Here is a 25,418-nt window from a genome sequence, read left to right on the forward strand (position 1 = left end):
TTACGCCAGAAAATCCGAGACCCCGTAGTTGCGGGGGGTTGCTGCGGTTTGCAAACTATTGAGAAGAAAGCCTTTGTTCCAAAGTGTTACCGGGTTACCCGGTTCTTGACCGTTGGGTCTCGCAAGGAAGCATTTAATTAAGACGTAAAAAAAAGCCAACGCTTTAGGCGTTGGCTTTTCTTGTAGAGCAATGGCTGCCGGTTGATCAGAAATCCAGGTTAGACACCGCCAACGCGTTGCTCTCGATAAAGTCACGACGTGGCTCGACCGCATCACCCATCAGGGTGTTGAAGATCTGGTCCGCGCCAATGGCGTCTTCGATGGTGACCTTCAGCATCCGGCGCGAGCCCGGGTCCATGGTGGTTTCCCACAGCTGGTCCGGGTTCATTTCGCCCAGTCCTTTGTAGCGCTGGATGGTGTGGCGCTTGGTGCTTTCGGCCATCAGCCATTCAAGGGCTTCCTTGAACTCGGTCACGGCTTTCTTGCGCTCGCCGCGTTGAATGTAGGCGCCTTCGTCCAGCAGCGTGCTCAATTGCGCGCCGAGGGAGACAACGGTCTTGTAATCGTTGCTGCCGAAGAAGTCGCGGTTGAAGGTAACGTAGTTCGACAAGCCGTGGGAGATCAATTCGACCTCTGGCAGCCAGACGTTACGTTCACGGTCTTCACGCAGACTGGCTTTATAGACCAGGCCGGACTTCTCGACGGTGCGCAAGCGGGTTTCGTACTGGGCCAGCCAATCCTGCATCGCTGCGTGATCGGACAGTTGTTCCAGGCTGACGGCCGGCAGGTAGATGAAGTGCTCGGTCAGCTCCTGTGGATAAAGACGCGACAGGCGCTTGAGGGTCTTCATCACCAGACGGAAGTCGTTGACCAGGCGCTCAAGTGCCTCGCCGGAGATGCCCGGAGCGTCTTCGTTCAGGTGCAGGCTCGCATCTTCCAGGGCCGACTGCGTCATGTACTCTTCCATGGCGTCGTCGTCTTTGATGTATTGCTCTTGCTTGCCTTTCTTGACCTTGTACAGCGGCGGCTGGGCGATGTAGATGTAGCCGCGCTCGATCAGCTCCGGCAGTTGACGGAAAAAGAACGTCAGCAGCAGGGTGCGGATGTGCGAACCGTCGACGTCGGCGTCGGTCATGATGATGATGTTGTGATAGCGCAGCTTGTCGATGTTGTACTCTTCGCGGCCGATGCCACAGCCCAGCGCGGTGATCAAGGTGCCGACTTCCTGGGAGGAAATCATCTTGTCGAAGCGCGCCTTCTCGACGTTCAGGATCTTGCCCTTGAGCGGCAGGATCGCCTGGGTGCGACGGTTGCGTCCCTGCTTGGCGGAGCCGCCAGCAGAGTCACCTTCCACGAGGTACAGCTCGGACAGGGCAGGGTCCTTTTCCTGGCAGTCAGCCAGTTTGCCCGGCAGGCCGGCGATGTCCAGCGCGCCTTTGCGGCGGGTCATCTCACGGGCCTTGCGCGCCGCTTCACGGGCACGGGCGGCGTCGATCATCTTGCCGACCACCAGCTTGGCTTCGTTGGGGTTCTCTAGCAGGAAATCGGAGAAGTACTTGCCCATTTCCTGCTCGACCGCGGTCTTCACTTCGGAAGAGACCAGCTTGTCCTTGGTCTGGGAGCTGAATTTCGGATCCGGCACCTTCACCGAAATGATCGCCGTCAGGCCTTCACGGGCATCGTCACCGGTGGTGGCGACTTTATGCTTCTTCGCCAGGCCTTCCTGTTCGATGTAGTTGTTCAGGTTACGCGTCAGCGCCGAACGGAAGCCCACCAGGTGGGTACCGCCGTCACGCTGCGGAATGTTGTTGGTGAAGCACAACAGGTTCTCGTTGAAGCTGTCGTTCCATTGCAGGGCGATTTCCACGCCGATGCCGTCTTCACGCTGGACGTTGAAGTGGAAGACCTGGTTGACCGCCGTCTTGTTGGTGTTCAGGTACTCGACGAACGCCCGCAGGCCGCCTTCGTACTTGAACAGCTCTTCCTTGCCGCTGCGCTCATCCTTGAGGACGATGCCGACACCGGAGTTCAGGAACGACAGTTCACGGATCCGCTTGGCGAGGATGTCCCAGCTGAAGTGGATGTTCTTGAACGTTTCGCTGGAAGCCTTGAAGTGAATCTGGGTCCCGGTGGTTTCGCTGTCGCCAACAATCGCCATGGGTGCCTGAGGCACGCCGTGGACGTAAGTCTGTTCCCAGATCTTGCCGCTGCGGCGAACCGTGAGGACCAGTTCCTCGGACAGTGCGTTCACTACCGAGACACCTACGCCGTGCAGACCGCCGGAGACCTTGTAGGAGTTATCGTCGAACTTACCACCGGCGTGCAGGACGGTCATGATGACCTCGGCGGCGGAAACGCCTTCCTCTTTATGCACGTCTACCGGGATGCCACGGCCGTTGTCACGAACGGTGATGGACTCATCCGGGTGGATGATAATGCTGATGTCGTCGCAGTAACCGGCGAGGGCTTCGTCGATGGAGTTGTCGACCACCTCAAACACCATGTGGTGCAGTCCGCTACCATCATCGGTGTCGCCAATGTACATACCGGGACGTTTGCGTACGGCATCCAGGCCTTTCAGCACTTTAATGCTCGTTGAGTCGTACGTATTTTCTTCGCTCAATGCCTTCACTCCCGATGGTCGTGGGTCTGGGTGATACGGCCCTGTTCCACGTGGAACAGAGCGACTGGCGTTTCCGTCTGCCAGCCTTCCCTCAGTAATTCGTGATCTACACAGGTGATAAAAACCTGGCAGCGTAAGTCTTCCAGCAAGCGGCACAAGGCGCGGCGGTGGGCTTCGTCCAGCTCGGACGGCAAGTCATCCACCAGATAAATACACTGACCGCGACGAGCCTGGCTGACCAGGTGCCCTTGGGCAATCCGCAAGGCACACACCACCAACTTCTGCTGTCCCCGGGACAAGATGTCCGCGGCATTGTGTGCGCCCAATCTGAGGCGCAAGTCAGCGCGTTGTGGTCCGGCCTGGGTATGGCCTATCTGCTGGTCTCGCTGCAGTGAACCAGCCAGCACGGCGCTCAGTTCCCGATCCTTGTCCCAGCCTCGGTAATAGCTGAGCGTCAGGCCCTCAAGCTCAACCAGTTCGCTCAAGGTCTGCTCGAAGACCGGTTTCAAGGCTTTGATGTAAGCACGGCGGTATTCATCGATTTCAGCGCTGGCCTGGCACAGTTCCCTGTCCCAAACCGCTTGCGAAACGGCGTCAAGTGTACCATGCCGCAGCCAAGAGTTTCGCTGGCGCAGCGCCTTCTGCAAGCGCTGCCAAGTCCCCATGAATCGCGGTTCCACGTGGAACACACCCCAGTCGAGGAACTGTCGACGAATTTTCGGCGCGCCTTCAAGCAATCGGAAGCTGTCGGGGTTGATCAACTGCAGCGGTAGGATCTCCGCCAGTTGCGCGGCGCTGCGGGCATTCTGGCCATCGATGCGGATTTGGAACTCGCCTTGCCGATCCCGGGAAATCCCCAAGGCGCTATGCCCACCTTCTGCAAGCTCCACCTGACCGAACACCGTGCACGCCAACTGATCGTACTGAATGACCGGCAACAGTCGTGTACTGCGAAACGAACGGGCAAGCCCCAGCAAGTGAACGGCTTCCAGGACACTGGTTTTGCCGCTGCCGTTGGCGCCGTACAGGATATTGATTCGGGGGGAGGGGGAGAAGGTCACCGGGTGCAGATTGCGCACCGCGGTGACCGAGACGCGACTTAGAGACATCTAGCTTCTGCTGGGCATGATTACAGACGCATCGGCATGACAACGTAAGCCGAATCGTCGTTATCGGACTCCTGTACCAGCGCACTGCTGTTGGAGTCGGACAGGATCAGACGCACTTGCTCGGTGGTCATCACCCCCAGTACGTCGAGCAGATAGCTGACGTTGAAGCCGATTTCCAGGGAGCCGCCGTTGTACTCCACGCCTACTTCTTCTTCCGCTTCTTCCTGCTCCGGGTTGTTCGCCTGGATTTTCAGCTGACCGTTGGCCAGTTGCAGACGAATACCACGGTACTTTTCGTTGGACAGAATCGCGGTACGGCTGAAGGCTTCGCGCAACGCCTGGCGGTCGCCCAGCACCAGCTTGTCGCCACCTTTTGGCAGCACGCGCTCGTAGTCAGGGAATTTGCCGTCCACCAGTTTCGAGGTGAAGGTGAACTCACCTGTAGTAGCGCGGATGTGGTGCTGGCCCAGCACAATGCTGACGTTGCCATCCGGCTCGGTCAGCAGGCGCGCCAGTTCGAGAATACCTTTGCGCGGTACGATCACCTGGTGGCGATCCGGTTGGCCGATATCGGCCTGCATCGAGCACATCGCCAGGCGGTGCCCGTCGGTGGCGACGGCGCGGATCACACCGGCGGACACTTCCAGCAGCATACCGTTGAGGTAGTAACGCACATCCTGCTGGGCCATGGCGAAGCTGGTGCGTTCGATCAGACGACGCAATTTGTTCTGTTCCAGGCTACAGGTCAGCGAGCCCGGGCCTTCTTCCACAGTCGGGAAATCATTGGCCGGCAGGGTCGACAGGGTGAAACGACTGCGGCCAGCCTTGACCACGAGCTTCTGCTCATCGACCTTGATGTCGATCAGCGCATCGTTGGGCAGGCTCTTGCAGATGTCCATCAGCTTGCGCGCCGGCACCGTGATAGAACCTGGATCGGCGGGCTCTTCAAGCTGCACACGACCGACCAGCTCGACTTCCAGGTCGGTACCGGTCAGCGACAGTTGCTGGCCTTCGACAACCAGCAGCACGTTGGAAAGTACCGGCAAGGTCTGGCGGCGTTCGACGACGCCTGCGACCAGTTGCAGGGGTTTCAACAGGGCTTCGCGTTGAATGGTGAAATGCATGGTCTAGTCCCTTGCCTTAATAAGCTGCGCTGGTGGTCATCAAGTGGTCAGTGTACGCAGCAGGTTCTTGTAGTCCTCGCGGATGTCCGCGTCGGATTCCTTAAGTTCGTTGATCTTGCGGCAGGCGTGCAGCACGGTGGTATGGTCGCGACCGCCAAACACATCGCCGATTTCCGGCAGGCTGTGGTTGGTCAACTCCTTGGACAAGGCCATGGCCACCTGGCGCGGTCGTGCTACCGAGCGCGAACGGCGCTTGGATAACAGGTCGGAAATCTTGATCTTGTAGTATTCAGCAACAGTACGCTGAATGTTATCCACAGACACCAGCTTGTCCTGAAGGGCCAGCAGATCCTTCAACGACTCACGAATCAGCTCGATGGTAATGTCGCGCCCCATGAAGTGCGAATGGGCGATCACCCGCTTGAGGGCACCTTCGAGTTCACGCACGTTCGAGCGAATACGCTGGGCAATGAAGAACGCCGCATCATGGGGCAGTTCGACCTTGGCCTGATCGGCCTTCTTCATCAGGATCGCGACCCGGGTTTCCAGTTCCGGAGGCTCGACGGCAACCGTCAGACCCCAACCGAACCGCGACTTGAGGCGTTCTTCAAGGCCTTCGATTTCCTTCGGGTAACGGTCGCTGGTGAGAATCACCTGCTGTCCACCTTCAAGCAAGGCGTTGAAGGTGTGGAAAAACTCCTCTTGGGAGCGTTCCTTGCGCGCGAAGAACTGAATATCGTCGATCAGCAGGGCGTCCACCGAACGGTAGAAGCGCTTGAATTCGTTGATCGCGTTCAGTTGCAACGCTTTGACCATGTCGGCTACGAAGCGCTCAGAATGCAGGTACACGACCTTGGCATTCGGGTTCTTCTTCAACAGGTGGTTGCCCACGGCATGCATCAAGTGGGTCTTACCCAAGCCCACGCCGCCATAAAGAAAGAGCGGGTTATAGCCGTGCTTGGGATTGTCCGCGACTTGCCAGGCGGCTGCCCGGGCCAGTTGGTTGGACTTACCTTCGACGAAGTTCTCGAAGGTGAAGGTCCGGTTCAGGTAGCTGGTGTGCTTGAGCGCGCCTTCGACCTGGACGGTGCGCTGTTCGGCCCGTACCGGTGCCTGCTGGCTGCTGGCGCCGGCCATGGGGTCGAAGCTATCCCGGGACGGCTCCTCGCTGACCTCTTCCACTTTTTGTGCGTTGCGCTTGTTCGGCGTGGGCGTCGGGGCAGGCGCGGCATGGTTGTTGACCGGTACCGCAGCCGCCTGGGCCTGGGAGGCCGCCGCAGCCAGCGGCGCATTGGGCGCTGCCCGCGGTGCCGAGCTGCGCTTGCTACCTATTAATAAGGACAACGCCGGCGCCATGCCATTGCCGTGCTCGTCGAGCAGCTCCATGACCCGGCCCAGGTACTTTTCGTTGACCCAGTCGAGAACGAAGCGGTTCGGTGCGTAGACACGCAGCTGGTCGCCTTCGGCTTCGACCTGTAGTGGACGGATCCAAGTGTTGAATTGTTGGGCAGGCAGCTCATCGCGCAAAAGCTCCACGCACTGCTGCCAAAGTTCCACTGACACGGATATCCCCTGTTGAAAGCCGGTGAGGCAAAAACAAGCGGCCATTGTAGCGATCAGACGTCCAGTTATCCACATGCAGGTTGCTGTTCGCCCATGATTTATCAATGCCTTAACAGAGGGAAAGGCGACGGGCGGTCAGTGGATAAGCTCTGTGGATAACCAGGCTTGAGGTCGTTGCACAAGTAGGGGTCAAACCCAGTGGATAACCCCTCTGTGGATAACCTACACTTTCACCCACAGCTTATCCGACAGCGCAGCACAGGCTTGTCACTGCTTTCCACTGTAGTTGTCATTCTCTGTACAGCTTGAATATAAAGGGATACAGGTGGTTATCCACAGACCAATGGCCGCCTAGCTTTTATAAGCTTTACAGAAAAGCTTTAAATAATTCCCTTCTTTATTTCTATATTTGGCTCCGCAGGGGAATGACATCCGAGAGGCTGGATATCTATTTAAAGGAAACGCTGGTTGGAAATTGACCTAGAGGCTTGCTTTCTCTAGAATCCCCGGTCTCTTAAAACGGGGGCCATTCCGGCCCGTTGTGGACGAACCAGGTAACACGACATGAAACGTACTTTCCAACCAAGCACTATCAAACGCGCTCGTACCCACGGTTTCCGTGCTCGCATGGCTACCAAGAACGGTCGTGCCGTCCTGTCGCGTCGTCGCGCCAAAGGTCGTGCGCGTCTGGCAGTTTGATAATCCGGCACTGGAGGTGAGTCAGGACTTCAGTCGGGAAAAGCGTCTGCTTACTCCCCGGCATTTCAAGGCAGTCTTTGACTCCCCTACCGGCAAGGTTCCGGGGAAAAATCTCCTGCTCCTTGCGCGCAGCAACGATCTCGATCACCCCCGACTCGGGCTGGTTATCGGGAAAAAGAGCGTCAAGCTCTCCGTTCAGCGCAATCGCCTCAAACGTCTGATGCGCGAATCGTTTCGCCTGAACCAGCAAGACCTGGTCGGATGGGACATTGTTATCGTCGCGCGCAAAGGTTTGGGTGACGTAGAAAACCCCGAATTGATTCAGCATTTCGGCAAGCTCTGGAAACGTCTGGCGCGCAACAAGCCGGTACCAGCAGCCAACACCGAAACTGTAGGGGTAGACAGTCCCGATGCGTAAACTGGCACTCGTTCCGATCCAGTTTTACCGCTACGCCATTAGTCCTTTGATGGCCAGTCACTGTCGTTTCTACCCCAGTTGTTCCTGCTACGCGTATGAAGCCATAGAAAATCATGGCCTCCTGCGCGGTGGCTGGCTGACCTTTCGTCGTTTAGGTCGCTGTCATCCGTGGAATCCCGGCGGTTATGACCCGGTTCCGCCTATCCCTACCTCCCGTTCTTCTTCGATGGCCGAGTAATCATGGATATCAAACGCACGATCCTGATCGTCGCCCTGGCAATCGTGTCCTACGTCATGGTCCTTAAATGGAACCAGGACTATGGCCAGGCTGCCCTGCCGACTCAGAATGTTGCAGCCAGCAATACCGCACCGAGCCTGCCGGACGTACCTACTGGCAACACAAACGCCAGCAATGACGACGTTCCACGCGCCGCAAGCGAAACCAGCACTCCTGCCGAAGCCCCCGTGGCCGCAAGCAAAGACCTCATCCAGGTCAAGACGGACGTGCTCGAGCTGGCAATCGATCCACAAGGTGGTGACGTCGCACAGTTGAAGCTGCCGCTGTACCCACGTCGCCAGGATCATCCGGAAATCCCGTTCCAGTTGTTCGATAACGGGAACGAGCGGACCTATCTGGCCCAAAGTGGCCTGATCGGCACCAACGGTCCGGATGCAAACCCGGCTGGTCGTCCGGTTTACTCCGCCGAGAAGAAGACTTATCAACTGGCTGATGGCCAGGAACAACTGGTCGTCGACCTGAAGTTCAGCAAGGACGGCGTCAACTACATCAAGCGTTTCACCCTGAAACGTGGCCTGTATGACGTGACGGTTTCCTATCTGATCGACAACCAGAGTGCCCAGCCTTGGTCGGGCGCGATGTTCGCGCAACTCAAGCGCGACGCCAGTGATGATCCTTCCTCCAGCACCGCCACCGGCACCGCGACTTACCTGGGCGCCGCCCTGTGGACAAGTTCGGAGCCGTACAAGAAAGTGTCCATGAAGGACATGGACAAGGCGCAGCTCAAGGAAACCGTCCAGGGTGGCTGGGTTGCCTGGTTGCAGCATTACTTTGTAACCGCTTGGATTCCGCAGAAGGGCGACAGCAACATCGTCCAGACGCGTAAAGACAGCAAAGGCAACTTCATCATCGGCTATACCGGCCCGACGTTGAGCGCCGCACCGGGTGGCAAAGCCGAAACCAGCGCCATTCTGTATGCCGGTCCGAAAAGCCAGGCCGTCCTTAAAGCGTTGTCCCCAGGTCTGGAGCTGACCGTGGACTACGGCTTCCTGTGGTTCATTGCCCAACCGATCTTCTGGTTGCTGCAACATATCCACAGCATCGTCGGTAACTGGGGCTGGTCGATCATCTTCCTGACCATGCTCATCAAGGGCCTGTTCTTCCCATTGTCGGCTGCCAGCTACAAATCCATGGCCCGCATGCGCGCAGTGGCACCGAAACTGGCTGCCCTGAAAGAACAGCATGGCGATGACCGGCAGAAAATGTCCCAGGCCATGATGGAGCTGTACAAGAAAGAGAAGATCAACCCGCTGGGTGGATGCTTGCCGATTCTCGTGCAGATGCCGGTGTTCCTGTCGCTGTACTGGGTTCTGCTGGAAAGCGTGGAGATGCGCCAGGCGCCATTCATGCTGTGGATTACCGACCTGTCGATCAAGGATCCGTTCTTCATCCTGCCGATCATCATGGGCGCAACCATGTTCATCCAGCAGCAGCTTAACCCGACCCCTCCGGACCCTATGCAGGCGAAGGTCATGAAAATGATGCCAATCATCTTCACCTTCTTCTTCCTATGGTTCCCAGCCGGTCTTGTACTGTACTGGGTTGTGAACAACGTGTTGTCCATCACTCAGCAGTGGTACATCACACGTAAGATCGAAGCGGCGACGAAAAAAGCCGAGGCGTAACTTGCTCTGTGGATAACCACACAAAACGCCCCCTAGTGGGGCGTTTTGCTATCTGTCACTTTTGTCTGGATACCGGTTTATGAGCACACCGCGTGAAACCATCGCTGCCGTAGCCACCGCCCAGGGGCGCGGTGGTGTCGGCATCGTCCGTATTTCCGGGCCGTTGGCCAGTGTTGCGGCCAAGGCCATCAGCGGTCGTGAACTCAAGCCGCGATATGCGCATTACGGCCCGTTTTTCAGCGATGACCAGCAAGTCCTGGATGAAGGCCTGGCCTTGTATTTCCCGGGCCCGAATTCGTTCACCGGCGAAGACGTGCTGGAACTCCAGGGACATGGCGGCCCGATCGTGTTGGACATGCTGCTCAAGCGCTGTCTTGAACTGGGCTGTCGCCTGGCGCGGCCGGGTGAGTTCAGTGAACGGGCCTTTCTCAATGACAAGCTTGACCTGGCCCAGGCCGAAGCCATCGCTGACTTGATCGAGGCCAGTTCTGCACAGGCTGCGCGCAATGCCTTGCGCTCGTTGCAGGGCGCGTTTTCCCAGCGTGTGCATAACCTCACCGAACAGTTGATCGGGTTGCGGATCTACGTCGAAGCGGCGATCGACTTTCCGGAGGAAGAAATCGATTTCCTCGCCGATGGCCATGTACTGAGCATGCTCGACAAAGTCCGCGATGAGTTATCCACAGTACTGCGTGAGGCCGGGCAGGGTGCCTTGTTACGCGACGGCATGACCGTGGTGATTGCCGGGCGGCCAAACGCCGGCAAGTCCAGCCTGCTCAATGCCCTGGCCGGCCGCGAGGCGGCCATTGTCACGGAGATTGCCGGCACCACGCGGGACATTCTGCGCGAACATATCCACATCGACGGCATGCCCTTGCACGTCGTGGACACTGCCGGCTTGCGCGATACCGACGATCATGTGGAAAAGATCGGCGTTGAGCGGGCGCTGAAAGCCATTGGCGAGGCCGATCGTGTATTGCTGGTGGTCGATGCCACCGCACCGGAGGCGGACGATCCGTTCGCCTTGTGGCCTGAATTTCTCGAGGTTCGCCCGGATCCGGCGAAAGTCACGCTGATTCGCAACAAAGCCGACCTGACCGGGGAAACAATCGCCCTGGAAGTCAGCACCGATGGCCACGTGACCATCAGCCTGAGCGCAAAGGCGGCAGGCGAAGGCCTGGAACTGCTGCGTGAACACCTCAAGGCTTGCATGGGTTACGAACAAACCTCGGAAAGCAGCTTCAGCGCCCGGCGCAGGCACCTTGAGGCGTTGCGCCATGCCAGTGCCGCGTTGGAACACGGTCGTGCACAGCTGACTTTGGCAGGTGCCGGAGAGCTGCTGGCGGAAGATTTACGCCAGGCGCAGCATTCTTTAGGGGAAATCACGGGGGCGTTTAGCTCGGACGACCTCTTGGGCCGGATCTTCTCCAGTTTCTGCATCGGTAAATAACCCCGCCTCCTTACCGGGGGAGCGCTCGAAAGCGCATCGAGTCAACGCGAACCCGGTTTCTTCACCCTTTTATGTTGATTGCCCTTCATGGCCGTGGTCTTGTGGACGACAATATCCAGAAGCTAAGCCCTGTGAATAACCGCCATTGAGCTCGGTTGATAAACCCCCTCCAAAACTGAAGATAACCGCCTCTGTGGATAACAACACCATTCATCCACAGGCTTACACCGGTTATCCAAGCCCCTCAGTACCAGATGACCACAGCCTTTTGAATCTCTGTACACATTGAAAATAAAGGCCTGTAAAGCTTTATCCACAGATAGGTGGCTCAGTAAGAATAAACATAAAAACAAAGGTTTTATAAATTTCTTTCTTTTTTATTTTTTTAACCGCCAGTTCTCCACAGCTGGTTAAATTTTGTGCAGAGGGTTCTTTAGAAAGGGCGAAGTCCCTATACTTGCCGACCTGGCTCAAAAAACGCCCAAGGCCAGAGTCAAAACCTATTTTCCGAATTACCTGAATTAAGCAGGCACGAGGTGCGTGGTGGATTTCCCTTCCCGTTTTGAAGTGATCGTCATCGGCGGCGGTCATGCCGGTACCGAGGCAGCACTTGCGTCAGCGCGCATGGGGGCCAAGACCCTGTTGCTGACGCATAACGTGGAAACCCTCGGCGCCATGAGCTGCAACCCCGCCATTGGTGGGATCGGCAAGAGCCATCTGGTCAAGGAAATCGATGCCCTGGGTGGTGCGATGGCCATGGCTACCGATAAGGGCGGTATCCAGTTCCGCGTATTGAACAGCCGCAAAGGCCCTGCCGTGCGTGCGACTCGCGCCCAGGCCGACCGGGTCTTGTACAAGGCCGCTGTACGCGAAATCCTGGAAAACCAGCCGAACCTGTGGATATTTCAACAAGCGGCCGATGACTTGATCGTCGAGCAGGACCAGGTACGCGGCGTCGTCACCCAAATGGGCCTGCGTTTCTTCGCAGATTCCGTGGTATTGACCACCGGGACCTTCCTCGGTGGACTTATCCACATCGGCATGCAGAACTATTCTGGTGGCCGCGCCGGCGATCCGCCCTCGATCGCATTGGCCCAGCGCCTGCGGGAATTGCCGCTGCGTGTCGGTCGCCTGAAAACCGGTACGCCACCGCGCATCGATGGCCGCTCTGTGGATTTCTCGGTGATGACTGAGCAACCGGGTGATACGCCGATCCCTGTGATGTCGTTCCTGGGATCGAAAGAGCAACACCCACAGCAGGTGAGTTGCTGGATCACCCACACCAATGCCCGTACCCACGAGATCATTGCCGCCAACCTTGACCGCTCGCCGATGTATTCCGGCGTGATCGAAGGGATCGGCCCACGCTATTGCCCGTCGATCGAAGACAAGATCCATCGGTTTGCCGACAAGGAAAGCCACCAGGTCTTTATCGAGCCGGAAGGCCTGACCACCCACGAGCTGTACCCGAACGGGATTTCCACTTCCTTGCCGTTCGATGTGCAGTTGCAGATCGTGCAATCGATCTGCGGCATGGAAAACGCCCACATCGTTCGCCCGGGCTACGCCATCGAATACGATTACTTCGACCCGCGTGACCTGAAATACAGCCTCGAAACCAAGGTCATTGGCGGCCTGTTCTTCGCCGGACAGATCAACGGCACCACCGGTTACGAAGAGGCCGGCGCCCAAGGCCTGCTCGCTGGCGCCAACGCCGCGCTGCGCGCCCAGGGCAAGGACAGCTGGTGCCCGCGCCGCGATGAGGCCTACATCGGTGTGCTTGTGGATGACTTGATTACCCTGGGCACCCAGGAACCGTATCGGATGTTCACCTCCCGGGCGGAATATCGGTTGATCCTGCGTGAAGACAACGCCGACCTGCGCCTGACCGAGAAAGGTCGTGAGCTGGGGTTGGTCGATGATGTGCGTTGGGCCACGTTCTGCAAGAAGCGCGAGAGCATCGAGCGGGAAGAGCAACGCCTGAAAAGCACCTGGGTTCGTCCCGGTACTGAACAGGGCGACGCCATTGCCGCGAAATTCGGCACGCCGCTGACCCATGAATACAATTTGCTCAACCTGCTGAGCCGTCCGGAAATCGACTACGCCGGGCTGGTGGAAGTGACTGGCCAAGGCGCAGAAGATCCACAGGTGGCTGAACAGGTCGAGATCAAGACCAAGTACGCCGGCTACATCGACCGTCAGCAGGACGAGATCGCCCGCCTGCGTGCCAGCGAAGACACGAAACTGCCTGTGGATATCGACTACACGGGGATTTCCGGGTTGTCGAAGGAAATCCAGAGCAAGCTTGGCGCCACGCGTCCGGAAACCCTGGGCCAGGCCTCGCGCATCCCCGGTGTGACTCCGGCGGCCATTTCCCTGTTGATGATTCATTTGAAAAAACGCGGCGCGGGCCGCCAGTTGGAGCAAAGCGCTTGAGTTCGATGGTCACCTCGCAACACGCCGAAGAGTTATCCACAGGTGCCCGGCAACTTGGCGTCAGCCTGACCGAAGCCCAGCATGGGCAATTGCTGGGTTACCTGGCGCTGTTGATCAAATGGAACAAGGCCTACAACCTGACCGCCGTGCGCGATCCGGACGAAATGGTCTCGCGCCATCTGCTCGACAGCCTCAGCGTCATGTCCTTCATCGAAGACGGTCGCTGGCTGGATGTGGGCAGTGGAGGCGGCATGCCGGGGATTCCGTTGGCGATCCTGTTTCCCGGCTCGCAAGTGACGTGCCTGGACAGCAACGGCAAGAAAACCCGCTTCCTGACCCAGGTCAAACTCGAGCTGCAATTGGATAACCTGCAAGTTATCCACAGTCGCGTTGAAGCGTTCCAACCGGCGCAACCGTTCACCGGGATTATTTCCCGTGCGTTCAGCAGCATGGAGAACTTCAGCAACTGGACTCGCCATCTGGGTGACGCCGATACGCGCTGGCTGGCAATGAAGGGCGTTCATCCGGCCGATGAGCTGGTAGCATTGCCGGCAGACTTCCACCTCGATAGCGAACACGCCTTGGCCGTACCCGGTTGCCAAGGCCAACGCCATCTGCTGATACTGCGCCGCACGGCATGATTGGGAACACAAGCAAGAATGGCTAAGGTATTCGCGATAGCGAACCAGAAGGGTGGCGTGGGCAAGACCACCACCTGCATCAACCTCGCAGCATCCCTCGTCGCGACCAAGCGTCGGGTGCTGCTGATCGATCTCGATCCACAGGGCAACGCCACCATGGGTAGCGGTGTGGATAAACATGGCCTGGAAAACTCCATCTACGACGTACTGATCGGCGAATGCGATCTGGGTCAGGCCATGCATTTTTCCGAACACGGCGGATATCAACTACTGCCGGCCAACCGCGACCTGACGGCGGCCGAAGTGGTGCTGCTGGAAATGCAGATGAAAGAAAGCCGTCTGCGCAGCGCCCTGGCGCCGATCCGGGAAAACTACGACTACATCCTGATCGACTGTCCGCCGTCGTTGTCGATGCTCACTCTCAATGCCCTGGTGGCCGCCGATGGGGTGATCATTCCCATGCAGTGCGAATACTTCGCGTTGGAAGGCTTGAGCGACCTTGTGGATAACATCAAGCGCATCGCCGAACTGCTGAACCCGGACCTGAAGGTCGAAGGCCTGCTGCGGACCATGTATGACCCGCGCCTGAGCCTGATGAACGATGTCTCGGCCCAGCTCAAGGAACACTTCGGCGAGCAGCTCTACGACACGGTCATCCCGCGTAACATTCGCCTGGCCGAAGCGCCGAGCTACGGCATGCCGGCCTTGGCCTACGACAAACAATCGCGTGGTGCATTGGCCTACCTGGCCCTGGCGGGCGAGATGGTTCGCCGCCAGCGCCGCAATCCACGCATCGCTGCAGCCCAGCCAACTTAAGGAAACCTCATGGCCGTCAAGAAACGAGGTCTCGGACGTGGACTGGATGCGCTGCTCAGCGGTCCGACTGTCAGCTCCCTGGAAGAGCAGGCGGTGCAGGCCGATGAGCGCGAATTGCAGCACCTGCCGCTGGACCTGATCCAACGTGGCAAATACCAGCCGCGTCGGGACATGGATCCGCAGGCATTGGAAGAACTGGCCCAGTCGATCAAGGCCCAGGGCGTCATGCAGCCGATCGTGGTGCGTCCGATCGGCAGTGGGCGTTTCGAGATCATTGCCGGCGAACGCCGCTGGCGCGCCAGCCAGCAGGCCGGTCAGGAGACCATCCCGGCCATGGTGCGCGATGTGCCGGATGAAACCGCCATCGCCATGGCCCTGATCGAGAACATCCAGCGCGAAGACCTCAACCCGATCGAGGAAGCGGTGGCCCTGCAGCGTTTGCAGCAGGAATTCCAGCTGACCCAGCAACAGGTTGCCGAGGCGGTGGGCAAGTCCCGCGTGACCGTGGCCAACCTGTTGCGGTTGATTGCGCTGCCGGAGGTCATCAAGACCATGTTGTCCCATGGCGACCTAGAGATGGGGCATGCCCGTGCGTTGCTCGGTTTGCCGGAAAATCAACAGGTTGAGGGGGCGCGACATGTTGTCGCACGCGGTCTGACCGTGCGCCAGACTGAGGCACTGGTTCGTCAGTGGCTCAGTGGCAAACCGACCCCTGTCGAAGCCCCCAAACCTGACCCGGATATCGCCCGCCTGGAACAGCGCCTGGCCGAGCGCCTGGGCTCTGCGGTGCAGATCCGCCACGGCAAGAAGGGCAAGGGGCAACTGGTGATCGGTTACAACTCCCTCGATGAGCTGCAAGGTGTCCTTGCACACATTCGCTGAAACAATTGCCCTTGTAGCGCCCAGTCGGAAATCACTACCTGACAGTTGAATAGGGGCAGAACCGCCCCTATACTCTGCGCGCATTTTGTCGGCACAAATTATGCCAAGTTATTGAAATATGGCAGCCGACCCTTGGAGAGCAAAAGCGATGGAAACCCGCACGCCAAACCGCTTGCCGTTCCATCGTCTGGCAGTTTTCCCGGTTTTGATGACTCAGCTCATCGTTGTACTGATCGCCACGTTGGCGCTCTGGCAATGGAAAGGCGTCGTCGCCGGATACTCAGGTCTTTGCGGAGGCCTGATAGCCTTGCTTCCCAATATTTACTTTGCTCACAGGGCCTTTCGGTTTTCCGGCGCCCGAGCAGCCCAGGCTATCGTCCGGTCTTTTTATGCCGGCGAGGCGGGGAAACTGATTTTGACGGCGGTGCTGTTTGCGCTGACGTTTGCAGGTGTGAAGCCATTGGCGCCGCTGGCTGTATTCGGCGTGTTCCTGCTGACCCAACTGGTCAGCTGGTTCGCTCCCCTGCTTATGAGAACAAGACTTTCGAGACCTTAGGGCGTTTGAGGCAACCATGGCAGAGACAACCGCTTCGGGCTATATCCAGCACCACTTGCAGAACCTGACCTTCGGTCAGCTACCCAACGGCGGCTGGGGCTTTGCCCACTCCGCAGCAGAAGCCAAGGAAATGGGCTTCTGGGCTTTCCACGTCGATACCCTCGGCTGGTCGGTCGCGCTGGGTCTGATCTTCGTTTTCCTTTTCCGCATGGCGGCCAAGAAGGCGACTTCGGGCCAGCCTGGCGCACTGCAGAACTTCGTTGAAGTCCTGGTCGAGTTCGTCGACGGCAGCGTGAAGGACAGCTTCCACGGTCGCAGCCCGGTGATCGCACCGCTGGCACTGACCATCTTCGTCTGGGTGTTCCTGATGAACGCCGTCGACCTGGTACCGGTCGACTGGATTCCTCAGCTGGCCATCCTGATCTCCGGCGACCACCACATCCCATTCCGCGCCGTGTCGACCACCGACCCGAACGCGACCCTGGGCATGGCGTTCTCGGTTTTCGCACTGATCATTTTCTATAGCATCAAGGTCAAGGGCATCGGCGGCTTCATCGGCGAACTGACCCTGCACCCGTTCGGCAGCAAGAACATCCTGGTTCAAGCGCTGCTGATCCCGGTGAACTTCCTGCTGGAGTTCGTGACCCTGATCGCCAAGCCTATCTCTCTGGCCTTGCGTCTGTTCGGCAACATGTATGCCGGCGAGCTGGTGTTCATCCTGATCGCTGTGATGTTCGGCAGCGGCCTGCTCTGGCTCAGCGGCCTGGGCGTAGTCCTGCAATGGGCGTGGGCGGTGTTCCACATCCTGATCATCACCCTGCAGGCGTTCATCTTCATGATGCTGACCATCGTCTACCTGTCGATGGCGCACGAAGAAAACCATTAAGGCCAGTCTCGACTAGTCTGATGTCCTTCCCGGTCAAACGGGAAGGAGCCCGAACCGGGCTGATGAAACGATTTGTTTTACCGCTTTAATCTAAAAAACCTAAACCATACGACGTAAAAGTCGGGAGGAAAGATGGAAACTGTAGTTGGTCTAACCGCTATCGCTGTTGCACTGTTGATCGGCCTGGGCGCACTGGGTACCGCAATTGGTTTCGGCCTGTTGGGCGGCAAATTCCTGGAAGGCGCTGCGCGTCAGCCAGAAATGGTTCCAATGCTGCAAGTCAAAATGTTCATCGTCGCCGGTCTGCTCGACGCCGTGACCATGATCGGTGTTGGTATCGCTCTGTTCTTCACCTTTGCGAACCCGTTCGTTGGTCAGATCGCTGGCTAATTACTCGGATTCTTTCGAGTAGTTTGATGTGATGGACAACGTAACTGCGAGGTGTTGGCGTGAACATTAATGCGACCCTGATTGGCCAGTCCGTTGCGTTCCTGATTTTTGTACTGTTCTGCATGAAGTTCGTATGGCCTCCGGTCATTGCGGCATTGCACGAACGTCAAAAGAAGATCGCTGATGGTCTGGACGCTGCCAGCCGTGCAGCTCGCGACCTGGAGTTGGCCCATGAGAAAGTGGGTCAGCAACTGCGCGAAGCGAAAGCTCAGGCAGCTGAAATCATCGAGCAAGCCAAGAAACGCGGTACCCAGATTGTCGACGAAGCCCGTGAACAGGCTCGCGTCGAAGCTGACCGTGTGAAGGCTCAGGCTCAAGCCGAGATCGAACAGGAACTCAACAGTGTCAAAGACGCGCTGCGTGCCCAAGTGGGTAGCCTGGCCGTTGGCGGTGCTTCGAAGATCCTGGGTGCCACAATCGATCAAAACGCGCACGCAGAGCTGGTAAACCAACTGGCTGCTGAAATCTAAGCGAGGGCGATCATGGCAGAACTGACCACGTTGGCCCGACCTTACGCTAAGGCGGCCTTCGAGCACGCTCAGGCCCACCAGCAACTGGCCAATTGGTCAGCCATGCTCGGCCTGGCTGCAGCGGTGTCGCAAGACGACACCATGCAGCGCGTGCTCAAGGCCCCGCGACTGACGAGCGCAGAAAAGGCCGCCACGTTCATTGACGTGTGCGGCGACAAGTTCGATGCCAAGGCACAGAATTTCATTCACGTCGTTGCCGAAAACGACCGTCTCCCGCTTCTGCCGGAGATCGCCGCTCTTTTCGACCTGTACAAGGCCGAGCAAGAGAAGTCGGTAGACGTGGAAGTGACCAGTGCTTTTGCATTGAACCAAGAACAGCAAGACAAACTCGCCAAGGTTCTCAGTGCACGACTCAACCGGGAAGTGCGCCTGCAAGTCGAGGAAGACAAATCCCTTATCGGGGGCGTTGTCATCCGCGCCGGCGACCTGGTTATCGATGGCTCGATTCGCGGCAAAATCGCGAAACTTGCCGAAGCATTGAAATCTTGAGTTTGAAGGGGCAGCAGAGCAATGCAGCAACTCAATCCTTCCGAAATAAGTGAAATTATCAAGGGCCGCATCGAAAAACTCGATGTGACCTCCCAAGCCCGTAACGAAGGCACTGTCGTCAGCGTATCTGACGGCATCGTGCGGATTCACGGTCTGGCCGACGTCATGTACGGCGAGATGATCGAGTTTCCGGGCGGCGTCTACGGTATGGCCCTCAACCTGGAGCAAGACTCGGTAGGTGCCGTTGTATTGGGCGCGTACACGACACTGGCTGAAGGCATGAGCGCCAAGTGCACCGGCCGCATCCTCGAAGTTCCGGTAGGCAAGGAACTGCTGGGTCGCGTAGTCGACGCACTGGGTAACCCTGTTGACGGCAAAGGTCCGCTGAACAACACCGAGACCGACGCGGTCGAGAAAGTTGCTCCAGGCGTGATCTGGCGTAAGTCGGTAGACCAGCCTGTACAGACTGGCTACAAGGCTGTCGATGCCATGATCCCGGTCGGCCGTGGCCAGCGCGAGCTGATCATCGGTGACCGTCAGATCGGTAAGACTGCTCTGGCGATCGACGCGATCATCAACCAGAAAAACAGCGGCATCTTCTGCGTCTACGTGGCAATCGGTCAGAAGCAATCGACCATCGCCAACGTGGTTCGCAAGCTGGAAGAGAACGGCGCCCTGGCCAACACCATCATCGTGGCGGCCAGTGCTTCGGAATCGGCTGCACTGCAGTTCCTGGCACCGTACTCCGGTTGCACCATGGGCGAATACTTCCGCGACCGCGGTGAAGACGCGCTGATCGTCTATGACGATCTGTCCAAGCAAGCAGTGGCCTACCGCCAGATTTCCCTGCTGCTGCGCCGTCCACCAGGCCGTGAAGCCTACCCAGGCGACGTGTTCTATCTCCACTCCCGTCTGCTGGAACGCGCATCCCGCGTTTCGGAAGAGTACGTCGAGAAGTTCACCAACGGCGCAGTGACTGGCAAGACCGGTTCCCTGACTGCCCTGCCGATCATCGAAACCCAGGCTGGCGACGTTTCCGCGTTCGTTCCGACCAACGTGATTTCCATCACCGACGGTCAGATCTTCCTGGAATCGGCCATGTTCAACTCGGGCATCCGTCCTGCTGTGAACGCCGGTGTTTCGGTATCCCGTGTAGGTGGTGCCGCTCAGACCAAGATCATCAAGAAGCTGTCCGGTGGTATCCGTACCGCCCTGGCCCAGTACCGTGAGCTGGCGGCATTCGCCCAGTTCGCTTCTGACCTGGACGAAGCGACCCGCAAGCAACTTGAGCATGGTCAGCGCGTTACCGAGCTGATGAAGCAGAAGCAATACGCACCGATGTCGATCGCTGACATGGCGCTGTCGCTGTATGCCGCTGAGCGTGGGTTCCTGACTGACATTGAAATCGCCAAGATCGGCAGCTTCGAACAAGCGCTGATTGCTTTCTTCAACCGCGATCACGCCGATTTGATGGCCAAGATCAACGTGAAGGGTGACTTCAATGACGAAATCGACGCTGGCCTCAAGGCTGGTATCGAGAAGTTCAAGGCCACCCAAACCTGGTAAGCCGCAGCGGGAGCCGCAAGGCTCCCGCTTGCTAACCTGATAGGTGTTACATGGCAGGCGCAAAAGAGATTCGCAGTAAGATTGCGAGCATCAAAAGCACGCAAAAGATTACCAGCGCCATGGAGAAAGTGGCGGTCAGCAAAATGCGCAAGGCACAAATGCGCATGGCTGCTAGCCGTCCTTATGCGGAGCGCATCCGCCAGGTGATTGGTCATCTGGCCAACGCCAACCCGGAATACCGCCACCCGTTCATGATCGACCGCGCCGTCAAGCGCGTCGGTTACGTCGTGGTGAGCAGTGACCGTGGTCTGTGCGGTGGCTTGAACACCAACCTGTTCAAGGCCCTGGTCAAGGACATGGCGGTAAACCGCGAACAAGGCGTCGAGATCGATCTGTGCGTGGTCGGTAGCAAGGGTGCGGCTTTCTTCCGTAACTTCGGCGGTAACGTCGTCGCCGCTATCAGCCACCTGGGTGAAGAGCCGTCGATCAATGACCTGATCGGCAGCGTCAAGGTGATGCTGGATGCTTATCTGGAAGGCCGGATCGACCGCCTGTCCGTGGTATCCAACAAGTTCATCAACACCATGACGCAGCAACCTACCGTGGAGCAGTTGATTCCACTGGTGGCGACCCCGGAACAGGAACTCAAGCACCACTGGGACTATCTCTACGAACCGGATGCCAAGGAGCTGCTCGACGGCTTGATGGTCCGCTACGTGGAGTCGCAGGTCTACCAGGCGGTGGTCGAGAACAACGCAGCTGAACAAGCGGCGCGGATGATCGCGATGAAGAACGCTACCGACAACGCCGGTGATTTGATCAGCGATTTGCAGCTGATCTACAACAAGGCGCGTCAGGCTGCGATCACCCAAGAGATCTCGGAAATCGTCGGCGGCGCTGCCGCGGTTTAACGGTTCAAATATTCAGAGGATCCAGCTATGAGTAGCGGACGTATCGTTCAAATCATCGGCGCCGTTATCGACGTGGAATTCCCACGCGACAGCGTACCGAGCATCTACGACGCCTTGAAGGTTCAAGGCGCCGAAACCACTCTGGAAGTCCAGCAACAGCTGGGCGACGGCGTGGTTCGTACCATTGCGATGGGCTCCACCGAAGGCTTGAAGCGCGGTCTGGACGTCAACAACACTGGCGCAGCCATCTCCGTACCGGTCGGTAAAGCGACCCTGGGCCGGATCATGGACGTACTGGGCAACCCGATCGACGAAGCTGGCCCGATCGACACCGAAGAACGCTGGGGCATTCACCGTCCTGCGCCGTCCTTCGCTGAACAGGCTGGTGGCAACGAGCTGCTGGAAACCGGCATCAAGGTTATCGACCTGGTCTGCCCGTTCGCCAAGGGCGGTAAAGTCGGTCTGTTCGGTGGTGCCGGTGTCGGCAAGACCGTAAACATGATGGAACTGATCCGTAACATCGCCATCGAGCACAGCGGTTATTCCGTGTTCGCCGGTGTGGGTGAGCGTACTCGTGAGGGTAACGACTTCTACCACGAGATGAAGGATTCCAACGTTCTGGACAAAGTGGCACTGGTCTACGGCCAGATGAACGAGCCGCCGGGAAACCGTCTGCGCGTAGCCCTGACCGGCCTGACCATGGCCGAGAAGTTCCGTGACGAAGGTAACGACGTTCTGCTGTTCGTCGACAACATCTACCGTTACACCCTGGCCGGTACCGAAGTATCCGCACTGTTGGGCCGTATGCCTTCGGCAGTAGGCTACCAGCCGACCCTGGCTGAAGAGATGGGCGTGCTGCAAGAGCGCATCACTTCGACCAAGCAAGGCTCGATCACCTCGATCCAGGCGGTATACGTACCGGCGGACGACTTGACCGACCCGTCGCCAGCGACCACCTTCGCCCACTTGGACGCCACCGTCGTACTGTCCCGTGACATCGCTTCCCTGGGTATCTACCCAGCGGTAGACCCACTGGACTCGACTTCGCGTCAGCTGGATCCGAACGTGATCGGCCAGGAGCACTACGACACCGCTCGCGGCGTTCAGTACGTGTTGCAGCGTTACAAGGAACTGAAGGACATCATCGCGATCCTGGGTATGGACGAGCTGTCGGAAGCCGACAAGCAGTTGGTAAACCGTGCTCGTAAGATCCAGCGTTTCTTGTCGCAGCCGTTCTTCGTGGCTGAAGTCTTCACCGGTGCCTCGGGTAAATACGTTTCCCTGAAAGACACCATTGCTGGCTTCAAAGGCATCCTCAACGGTGACTACGACCACCTGCCAGAACAAGCGTTCTACATGGTCGGCGGCATCGAAGAAGCGATCGAGAAAGCCAAGAAACTGTAATCCCGGCGCCCGGCAACGGGCGCTAATTTAGGTTGAGGCAATCAGATGGCTATGACAGTCCATTGCGATATCGTCAGTGCGGAAGGGGAAATCTTCTCCGGTCTGGTCGAGTTTGTGGTTGCGCACGGTGAGCTGGGTGATCTTGGTATCGCCCTGGGTCACGCACCGCTGATCACCAGCTTGAAGCCAGGTCCGATCAGTCTGACCAAGCAGGGCGGGGAAAAAGAGGTGTTCTACATCTCTGGTGGTTTCCTCGAGGTTCAGCCGAACATGGTCAAGGTCCTTGCCGACACCGTGCAACGTGCTGCCGACCTGGACGAAGCCTCCGCTCAGGAAGCCGTCAAGGCTGCCGAGAAGGCACTGCACGAAAAAGGCGCAGACTTCGACTACGGTTCTGCTGCTGCACGTCTGGCCGAGGCCGCAGCCCAGCTGCGGACCGTCCAGCAGATCCGCAAGAAGTTCGGCGGCTAAGCCGTCTGCTTTCTGTGCGATTGATTAAAAAGGGTAGCCTCGGCTACCCTTTTTTCTTTCCCCGACACTCATCATCTGGTCACAGCCGCTGACCACCCAGGATTGGTAGCCAGTCATGTCTCTCGAAATCGTTATTCTCGCGGCCGGTCAAGGCACCCGCATGCGCTCCGCGCTGCCCAAGGTATTGCACCCGGTAGCCGGTAATTCCATGCTCGGCCATGTTATCCACAGCGCCCGGCAACTTGATCCACAGCGCATTCACGTGGTGATCGGGCATGGTGCCGATGCGGTACGCGAGCGCCTGGCTGCCGATGACCTGAACTTCGTCCTGCAGGACAAGCAGCTCGGTACAGGTCATGCGGTCGCCCAGGCCGTGCCGTTCATCACCGCCGACACGGTGCTTATCCTCTACGGCGACGTGCCGCTGATTGAGGTCGATACCTTGCAGCGTCTGCTCAAGCATGTCGCGCCCGAGCAGTTGGGGCTGTTGACCGTCGAGCTGGACGACCCCACCGGTTACGGCCGCATCGTGCGCAACGCCCAGGGCGAGGTAGCCGCCATTGTCGAGCAGAAGGATGCCAGCGAAGCCCAACGGGCCATCACCGAGGGCAACACCGGGATTCTTGCCGTACCGGCCGCACGCCTGGGTGACTGGATGAGCCGCCTGTCGAACAACAACGCTCAGGGCGAGTACTACTTGACCGATGTGATTGCCATGGCGGTCGCCGACGGGCTGGTGGTTGCCACCGAGCAGCCGTTGGACGCGATGGAAGTGCAGGGCGCCAATGATCGCCGGCAATTGGCCGAACTGGAGCGCCACTATCAATTGCGCGCCGCCCGCCGCCTAATGGCCCAAGGCGTGACGCTGCGCGACCCGGCCCGTTTCGACGTGCGCGGTGAAGTCAGCGTGGGTCGCGATGTGGTCATCGACATCAACGTCATCCTCGAAGGCAAGGTCGTTATTGAAGATGATGTGGTTATTGGCCCGAACTGTGTGATCAAGGACAGCACCCTGCGCAAAGGCGTGGTCATCAAGGCCAACAGTCATCTCGACGGTGCGGTCATGGGCGAAGGCAGCGATGCCGGCCCGTTCGCCCGCCTGCGTCCCGGTTCGGTGCTGGAAGCCCGCGCCCATGTGGGTAACTTTGTCGAGCTGAAGAATGCTCATCTGGGCGAAGACGCCAAGGCCGGCCACCTGACGTATCTGGGTGATGCTGAAGTGGGTGCCCGCACCAACGTTGGCGCCGGCACCATCACCTGCAATTACGACGGCGCGAACAAGTGGAAGACCGTGCTGGGCGAGGATGTGTTTATCGGCTCCAATAACTCGTTGGTCGCGCCTGTGGATATCTCTGATGGCGCCACCACGGCGGCTGGGTCGACAATCAACCAGAATGTGGATAAGTCCCAGCTGGCGGTGGCCCGCGCGCGCCAGCGCAATATCGATAACTGGAAGCGCCCGGAGAAAATCAAGAAGCCGTAAGTTATCCACAATTCTTTGTGGGAGCGGGCTTGCTCGCGAAAGCGTCATTTCAGTCGATTGTTATTTGACTGATCTAGCGCTTTCGCGAGCAAGGCCGCTCCCACATTTGATCACTGAACCTTTCTGAATTTTTCCCTCCCCGCCTTGACGATCCCGCCGCAATAGGTTTTGATTGCTTACGTTATCTTTCGAATCGAAACTTAAGCTGCCATGTCAAAGCGCAATACTCCACAACGCCGCCATAACATCCTGGCTTTGCTCCAAGAGCAGGGCGGAGTCAGTGTGGATGAACTGGCCAAGCGCTTCGAAACCTCGGAAGTTACGATTCGCAAGGATCTCGCCGCTTTGGAAAGCAATGGCTTGCTGCTGCGCCGTTACGGTGGCGCGATACCGATGCCGCAGGAGTTGGTGGCCGACAGCGAGCAGACTGTCTCCAGCTATAAGCAAGCCATTGCCCGGGCCGCCGTGAAGCGGATCCGCGAACATGCGCGCATCATCATCGACAGCGGTAGCACCACGGCGGCGATGATTCCGCAACTCGGTCAACAACCGGGGCTGGTGGTCATGACCAACTCTCTGCACGTCGCCAGTGCCTTGAACGAACTGGAGCACGAACCGGTGCTGTTGATGACCGGTGGCACTTGGGATCCTCATTCCGAATCGTTCCAGGGCCAAGTGGCCGAGCAGGTCCTGCGTTCCTATGACTTCGACCAGCTGTTCATCGGCGCCGACGGCATCGATCTGGTCCGTGGTACCACCACCTTCAACGAACTGCTGGGCCTGAGCCGTGTGATGGCTGAGGTTGCCCGCGAAGTGATCGTGATGGTGGAGGCCGACAAGATCGGCCGCAAGATTCCCAACCTGGAACTGCCGTGGAGCAGCGTCCATACCCTCATTACCGATGATCGCCTGCCCGTAGAGGCCCGCGATCAGATTCAGGCCCGCGGCATCAATGTGATCTGCGCGTCTGTCAGCCAGGAGAAATAAC

General features: G+C 58.3%; 24 protein-coding genes. 20 read left to right on the forward strand and 4 right to left on the reverse strand.

The window, feature by feature from the left end:
• Positions 1–205: 205 nt before the first annotated feature.
• Genes gyrB through dnaA form a run of 4 tightly spaced genes read right to left on the reverse strand, consistent with a single transcriptional unit; the run spans position 206 to position 6,419 of the window.
• On the reverse strand, positions 206–2,623 hold the full coding sequence (gene gyrB, locus RGM2987_RS24305) for a DNA topoisomerase (ATP-hydrolyzing) subunit B (protein WP_245145408.1): 2,418 nt from the start codon (positions 2,621–2,623) through the stop codon (positions 206–208).
• A 5-nt stretch (positions 2,624–2,628) separates the two neighbouring features.
• A complete protein-coding gene (gene recF, locus RGM2987_RS24310) occupies positions 2,629–3,732 on the reverse strand; it encodes a DNA replication/repair protein RecF (protein ID WP_245145409.1) in 1,104 nt (367 codons plus the stop codon).
• A 20-nt stretch (positions 3,733–3,752) separates the two neighbouring features.
• Positions 3,753–4,856, reverse strand: a complete 1,104-nt coding sequence (gene dnaN, locus RGM2987_RS24315) for a DNA polymerase III subunit beta (protein WP_245145410.1) — start codon at positions 4,854–4,856, stop codon at positions 3,753–3,755.
• Between the two features lie 39 nt (positions 4,857–4,895).
• Positions 4,896–6,419, reverse strand: coding sequence for a chromosomal replication initiator protein DnaA (dnaA, locus tag RGM2987_RS24320; protein WP_245145411.1), 1,524 nt, complete (start codon positions 6,417–6,419; stop codon positions 4,896–4,898).
• Positions 6,420–6,983: 564 nt separating this feature from the next.
• Here dnaA and rpmH point away from each other — a divergent pair.
• The 20 genes from rpmH (at position 6,984) to RGM2987_RS24420 (ending at position 25,417) form a co-directional block, all read left to right on the forward strand.
• Positions 6,984–7,118 carry a 50S ribosomal protein L34 gene (rpmH, locus tag RGM2987_RS24325; protein WP_003213577.1) on the forward strand — a complete coding sequence of 45 codons (135 nt, stop codon included), beginning with the start codon at positions 6,984–6,986 and terminating at the stop codon, positions 7,116–7,118.
• Positions 7,119–7,134: 16 nt separating this feature from the next.
• Positions 7,135–7,536 (forward strand): ribonuclease P protein component, encoded by a 402-nt coding sequence (gene rnpA, locus RGM2987_RS24330; protein WP_245145428.1) that lies wholly within the window; start codon positions 7,135–7,137, stop codon positions 7,534–7,536.
• Positions 7,529–7,774, forward strand: a complete 246-nt coding sequence (gene yidD, locus RGM2987_RS24335) for a membrane protein insertion efficiency factor YidD (protein ID WP_010465488.1) — start codon at positions 7,529–7,531, stop codon at positions 7,772–7,774. The genes rnpA and yidD overlap by 8 nt, the downstream gene beginning before the upstream one ends.
• A gap of 2 nt (positions 7,775–7,776) precedes the next feature.
• Positions 7,777–9,459, forward strand: a complete 1,683-nt coding sequence (gene yidC / locus RGM2987_RS24340; protein WP_245145412.1) for a membrane protein insertase YidC — start codon at positions 7,777–7,779, stop codon at positions 9,457–9,459.
• Between the two features lie 79 nt (positions 9,460–9,538).
• Positions 9,539–10,909 carry a tRNA uridine-5-carboxymethylaminomethyl(34) synthesis GTPase MnmE gene (gene mnmE, locus RGM2987_RS24345; protein ID WP_245145413.1) on the forward strand — a complete coding sequence of 457 codons (1,371 nt, stop codon included), beginning with the start codon at positions 9,539–9,541 and terminating at the stop codon, positions 10,907–10,909.
• Positions 10,910–11,452: 543 nt separating this feature from the next.
• Entirely contained in the window at positions 11,453–13,345 is a 1,893-nt protein-coding gene (mnmG, locus tag RGM2987_RS24350; protein ID WP_245145414.1) for a tRNA uridine-5-carboxymethylaminomethyl(34) synthesis enzyme MnmG, read from the forward strand.
• 5 nt (positions 13,346–13,350) lie between these two features.
• Positions 13,351–13,986, forward strand: coding sequence for a 16S rRNA (guanine(527)-N(7))-methyltransferase RsmG (gene rsmG, locus RGM2987_RS24355; protein ID WP_245145429.1), 636 nt, complete (start codon positions 13,351–13,353; stop codon positions 13,984–13,986).
• Between the two features lie 18 nt (positions 13,987–14,004).
• The gene (locus RGM2987_RS24360; protein ID WP_245145415.1) at positions 14,005–14,802 is read left to right on the forward strand and encodes a ParA family protein; all 798 of its coding nucleotides are present in this window, start codon (positions 14,005–14,007) and stop codon (positions 14,800–14,802) included.
• A gap of 9 nt (positions 14,803–14,811) precedes the next feature.
• Positions 14,812–15,684 (forward strand): ParB/RepB/Spo0J family partition protein, encoded by an 873-nt coding sequence (locus RGM2987_RS24365; protein ID WP_245145416.1) that lies wholly within the window; start codon positions 14,812–14,814, stop codon positions 15,682–15,684.
• Between the two features lie 148 nt (positions 15,685–15,832).
• On the forward strand, positions 15,833–16,240 hold the full coding sequence (locus RGM2987_RS24370) for a F0F1 ATP synthase subunit I (protein ID WP_245145417.1): 408 nt from the start codon (positions 15,833–15,835) through the stop codon (positions 16,238–16,240).
• A gap of 16 nt (positions 16,241–16,256) precedes the next feature.
• Positions 16,257–17,126 carry a F0F1 ATP synthase subunit A gene (gene atpB / locus RGM2987_RS24375; RefSeq protein WP_024777786.1) on the forward strand — a complete coding sequence of 290 codons (870 nt, stop codon included), beginning with the start codon at positions 16,257–16,259 and terminating at the stop codon, positions 17,124–17,126.
• A 132-nt stretch (positions 17,127–17,258) separates the two neighbouring features.
• Positions 17,259–17,516, forward strand: a complete 258-nt coding sequence (atpE, locus tag RGM2987_RS24380; protein WP_003097235.1) for a F0F1 ATP synthase subunit C — start codon at positions 17,259–17,261, stop codon at positions 17,514–17,516.
• A gap of 59 nt (positions 17,517–17,575) precedes the next feature.
• Complete coding sequence (locus tag RGM2987_RS24385) at positions 17,576–18,046, forward strand: F0F1 ATP synthase subunit B (protein ID WP_030139033.1); 471 nt, start codon at positions 17,576–17,578, stop codon at positions 18,044–18,046.
• A gap of 12 nt (positions 18,047–18,058) precedes the next feature.
• Positions 18,059–18,595, forward strand: a complete 537-nt coding sequence (locus tag RGM2987_RS24390; RefSeq protein WP_003187192.1) for a F0F1 ATP synthase subunit delta — start codon at positions 18,059–18,061, stop codon at positions 18,593–18,595.
• A 21-nt stretch (positions 18,596–18,616) separates the two neighbouring features.
• Entirely contained in the window at positions 18,617–20,161 is a 1,545-nt protein-coding gene (atpA, locus tag RGM2987_RS24395) for a F0F1 ATP synthase subunit alpha (protein WP_024777788.1), read from the forward strand.
• 50 nt (positions 20,162–20,211) lie between these two features.
• Positions 20,212–21,072, forward strand: coding sequence for a F0F1 ATP synthase subunit gamma (gene atpG / locus RGM2987_RS24400; protein ID WP_030139034.1), 861 nt, complete (start codon positions 20,212–20,214; stop codon positions 21,070–21,072).
• A 27-nt stretch (positions 21,073–21,099) separates the two neighbouring features.
• Positions 21,100–22,476, forward strand: a complete 1,377-nt coding sequence (gene atpD, locus RGM2987_RS24405) for a F0F1 ATP synthase subunit beta (protein WP_215000580.1) — start codon at positions 21,100–21,102, stop codon at positions 22,474–22,476.
• Between the two features lie 45 nt (positions 22,477–22,521).
• Positions 22,522–22,947, forward strand: a complete 426-nt coding sequence (locus tag RGM2987_RS24410) for a F0F1 ATP synthase subunit epsilon (RefSeq protein ID WP_024777790.1) — start codon at positions 22,522–22,524, stop codon at positions 22,945–22,947.
• Positions 22,948–23,062: 115 nt separating this feature from the next.
• Positions 23,063–24,430: a bifunctional UDP-N-acetylglucosamine diphosphorylase/glucosamine-1-phosphate N-acetyltransferase GlmU gene (gene glmU, locus RGM2987_RS24415; protein WP_245145418.1), complete on the forward strand. Its 1,368-nt coding sequence runs from the start codon at positions 23,063–23,065 to the stop codon at positions 24,428–24,430.
• 210 nt (positions 24,431–24,640) lie between these two features.
• A complete protein-coding gene (locus RGM2987_RS24420) occupies positions 24,641–25,417 on the forward strand; it encodes a DeoR family transcriptional regulator (RefSeq protein WP_245145419.1) in 777 nt (258 codons plus the stop codon).
• Position 25,418 lies beyond the last annotated feature (1 nt).

The sequence above is a fragment of the Pseudomonas sp. RGM2987 genome (genome assembly GCF_022952855.1).
GTDB lineage: Bacteria > Pseudomonadota > Gammaproteobacteria > Pseudomonadales > Pseudomonadaceae > Aquipseudomonas.

Excerpts from the sequence above, each read along its gene's own strand:
- yidC (WP_245145412.1), top strand. The coding sequence starts at position 7,777 with ATGGATATCAAACGCACGATCCTGATCGTCGCCCTGGCAATCGTGTCC.
- glmU (WP_245145418.1), top strand. The coding sequence starts at position 23,063 with ATGTCTCTCGAAATCGTTATTCTCGCGGCCGGTCAAGGCACCCGCATG.
- atpA (WP_024777788.1), top strand. The coding sequence starts at position 18,617 with ATGCAGCAACTCAATCCTTCCGAAATAAGTGAAATTATCAAGGGCCGC.
- atpE (WP_003097235.1), top strand. The coding sequence starts at position 17,259 with ATGGAAACTGTAGTTGGTCTAACCGCTATCGCTGTTGCACTGTTGATC.
- atpB (WP_024777786.1), top strand. The coding sequence starts at position 16,257 with ATGGCAGAGACAACCGCTTCGGGCTATATCCAGCACCACTTGCAGAAC.
- mnmE (WP_245145413.1), top strand. The coding sequence starts at position 9,539 with ATGAGCACACCGCGTGAAACCATCGCTGCCGTAGCCACCGCCCAGGGG.
- dnaN (WP_245145410.1), bottom strand. The coding sequence starts at position 4,856 with ATGCATTTCACCATTCAACGCGAAGCCCTGTTGAAACCCCTGCAACTG.
- recF (WP_245145409.1), bottom strand. The coding sequence starts at position 3,732 with ATGTCTCTAAGTCGCGTCTCGGTCACCGCGGTGCGCAATCTGCACCCG.
- RGM2987_RS24370 (WP_245145417.1), top strand. The coding sequence starts at position 15,833 with ATGGAAACCCGCACGCCAAACCGCTTGCCGTTCCATCGTCTGGCAGTT.
- RGM2987_RS24365 (WP_245145416.1), top strand. The coding sequence starts at position 14,812 with ATGGCCGTCAAGAAACGAGGTCTCGGACGTGGACTGGATGCGCTGCTC.
- atpD (WP_215000580.1), top strand. The coding sequence starts at position 21,100 with ATGAGTAGCGGACGTATCGTTCAAATCATCGGCGCCGTTATCGACGTG.
- rpmH (WP_003213577.1), top strand. The coding sequence starts at position 6,984 with ATGAAACGTACTTTCCAACCAAGCACTATCAAACGCGCTCGTACCCAC.
- RGM2987_RS24390 (WP_003187192.1), top strand. The coding sequence starts at position 18,059 with ATGGCAGAACTGACCACGTTGGCCCGACCTTACGCTAAGGCGGCCTTC.
- RGM2987_RS24360 (WP_245145415.1), top strand. The coding sequence starts at position 14,005 with ATGGCTAAGGTATTCGCGATAGCGAACCAGAAGGGTGGCGTGGGCAAG.
- atpG (WP_030139034.1), top strand. The coding sequence starts at position 20,212 with ATGGCAGGCGCAAAAGAGATTCGCAGTAAGATTGCGAGCATCAAAAGC.
- RGM2987_RS24410 (WP_024777790.1), top strand. The coding sequence starts at position 22,522 with ATGGCTATGACAGTCCATTGCGATATCGTCAGTGCGGAAGGGGAAATC.
- yidD (WP_010465488.1), top strand. The coding sequence starts at position 7,529 with ATGCGTAAACTGGCACTCGTTCCGATCCAGTTTTACCGCTACGCCATT.
- RGM2987_RS24420 (WP_245145419.1), top strand. The coding sequence starts at position 24,641 with ATGTCAAAGCGCAATACTCCACAACGCCGCCATAACATCCTGGCTTTG.
- rsmG (WP_245145429.1), top strand. The coding sequence starts at position 13,351 with ATGGTCACCTCGCAACACGCCGAAGAGTTATCCACAGGTGCCCGGCAA.